Raw genomic sequence first — 2,263 nt, 5'->3', positions numbered from 1 at the left:
GACCTGGCCAGCGGCCATGGCGACCATTACCAGGTACTGGATGCCGCCCCTACCCAGGCGCTGGCCGACTTCGCCCGCCAGCAGCGGGTCACGGTCAACACCCTGGTGCAAGCCGCCTGGCTGTTGCTGTTGCAGCGTTACACCGGCCAGGCCTGCGTGACCTTCGGCGCCACGGTGTCAGGCCGCCCGGCCGAGCTGGCCGGGGTGGAACAGCAACTGGGGCTGTTCATCAATACCTTGCCGGTGATCGCCAGCCCCCGTGCCGAACAGCCGGTGGGCGACTGGCTGGAACAGGTGCAGCAACTCAACCTGGCCCTGCGCGAGCACGAGCACACGCCGCTGTACGAGATCCAGCGCTGGGCCGGCGGCGCGGCCGAAGGGCTGTTCGACACCCTGCTGGTGTTCGAGAACTACCCGGTGTCCGAGGCGCTGCAACAGGGCGCGCCGGCCGGGCTGGTGTTCAGCGGTGCGCAGAACCAGGAACAGACCAACTACCCGCTGACCTTGGCCGTGGGCCTGGGCGCGACCCTGTCGGTGCACTACAGCTACGACTGCGCGCACTTCACCGCTGCCAGTGTGCAGCAGCTGGCCGGCCAGTTCGGCCGCCTGTTGGCGGCGCTGGTCGAGGATGCTCGTGCCCCGGTGGGCGAGCTGCCATTGCTCGATGCTGCGGCCCAGCGGCAGATCGTGCAGGGCTGGAACCGCACCGACGCCGATTACCCGGCGCAGCAGTGTCTGACCTCGCTGATCGAGGCTCAGGTGCAGCGCAGCCCCGACGCGGTGGCCCTGCTGTTCGGCGAACAGCGCCTGAGCTACGGCGAACTCAACCAGCGCGCCAACCGCCTGGCCCATCACCTGCGTGAGCGGGGCGTGGGCCCTGATGTGCTGGTGGGGATCGCCGCCGAGCGCTCGCTGGAGATGGTGGTGGGCCTGCTGGCGATTCTCAAGGCCGGCGGCGCCTATGTGCCGTTGGACCCGGAATACCCGCAGGAGCGCCTGGCCTACATGATCCAGGACAGCGGCATCGCGCTGCTGCTGACCCAGGCCCATCTGCAATTGCCGGCAGCCGATGGCGTGCAGTACCTGCTGCTGGAGGCTGACACGGCGCCAGGTTGCAGCGACGACAACCCGGTGAGCCTGACCGATCCGGCCAACCTGGCCTACGTGATCTACACCTCCGGCTCCACCGGGCGCCCCAAGGGCGCGGGCAACAGCCACCGAGCTCTGGTCAACCGCCTGTGGTGGATGCAGAAGGCCTACGGCCTCGGGCCCGAAGACACGGTACTGCAGAAAACGCCGTTCAGCTTCGACGTGTCGGTGTGGGAATTCTTCTGGCCGCTGCTGACGGGGGCCCGGCTGGCCCTGGCGCAACCGGGTGACCACCGCGACCCCGAGCGTCTGGTAGAGACCATCACCGCCTGCCAGGTCAGCACCTTGCACTTCGTGCCGTCGATGCTGCAGGCGTTCCTGGCCGGTGCGCCAGTGGAGCGCTGCCAGAGCCTGCGCCGCATCGTCTGCAGTGGCGAAGCGCTGCCGGCCGAAGTGGCGCGCCAGACCCTGACGCGCCTGCCCCAGGCAGGCCTGTACAACCTGTACGGCCCCACCGAGGCGGCCATCGACGTGACCCACTGGACCTGCCAGGCCGAGGCGGGCAGCGGCGTGCCGATCGGCACGCCGATCGACAACCTGCGCACCCACGTGCTGGACGGCGGGCTGCAACCGGTGGCCGCGGGCATGGCAGCCGAGCTGTACCTGGGTGGCGTGGGCCTGGCCCGTGGTTACCAGGGGCGTGCGGCGCTGACGGCCGAGCGCTTCGTGCCGGACCCGTTCGACACGGCGGGAGGCCGGCTGTACCGCACTGGCGACCTGGCCAGCTACCGGGCCGATGGCGTGATCGAGTACGCCGGGCGTATCGACCACCAGGTGAAGATCCGCGGGCTGCGCATCGAGCTGGGCGAAATCGAGGCGCAACTGCTGGGGCATGCGGCTGTGCGCGAAGCCGTGGTGATCGATGTCGACGGCCCGAGCGGCAAGCAACTGGCGGCGTACCTGGTGGCAACGGGCGAAGCCGACGAGCAGCTGCGTGAGGACTTGCGCACACACCTGAAGGCGGCCCTGCCGGACTACATGGTGCCGACGCACCTGATCGTGCTGCCGTCGCTGCCGCTGAGTGCCAATGGCAAGCTGGACCGCAAGGCCCTGCCCAAGCCCGATGCCAGCCAACTGCAACGCGAATACGTGGCGCCGCAGGGCGAGCTGGAGA

Annotated in this window: 1 protein-coding gene; it reads left to right on the top strand. The window is 69.3% G+C overall.

What is annotated here, in order from left to right:
- On the top strand, positions 1 to 2,263 hold a 2,263-nt coding region (locus tag QBK88_RS30630), incomplete at both ends, for an amino acid adenylation domain-containing protein (RefSeq protein ID WP_277965037.1).

This window comes from Pseudomonas sp. RIT-To-2, from assembly GCF_029623465.1.
GTDB classification, from domain to species: domain Bacteria; phylum Pseudomonadota; class Gammaproteobacteria; order Pseudomonadales; family Pseudomonadaceae; genus Aquipseudomonas; species Aquipseudomonas silvicola.
This window is presented reverse-complemented; position numbering and strand designations above follow the sequence as displayed.